Source organism: Loigolactobacillus rennini DSM 20253, assembly GCF_001436505.1.
Lineage (GTDB): Bacteria > Bacillota > Bacilli > Lactobacillales > Lactobacillaceae > Loigolactobacillus > Loigolactobacillus rennini.
In genome coordinates this window covers 1-205 of sequence record NZ_AYYI01000104.1, presented here as the reverse complement: position 1 = coordinate 205, position 205 = coordinate 1, and the positions used below count along the sequence as shown (strand labels likewise).

Annotated in this window: 1 pseudogene; it reads left to right on the top strand. The window is 44.9% G+C overall.

The features are described from left to right. Window positions 1-205 (top strand): annotated as a pseudogene (locus tag FC24_RS11600) (ISL3 family transposase); the annotation flags it as partial.

Genomic DNA, 205 nt, shown 5'->3' with positions numbered 1-205 from the left:
GACACTTTTGTTGGCCGCCAATTACTACGTGCTGAACGTGATTTTAAACCGAACTTGCACTGGCTGCCAGCAGTTATTCTAATGGACGAAATCAAAAGCACAAAAACAGCTGCCGCTGCCATGAGCTTTGAATTCATGGACGCTAAAACCCATCAGTTGATTGATGTGCTGCCATTTCGGACGATTCACCGTCTAGAAAAACACT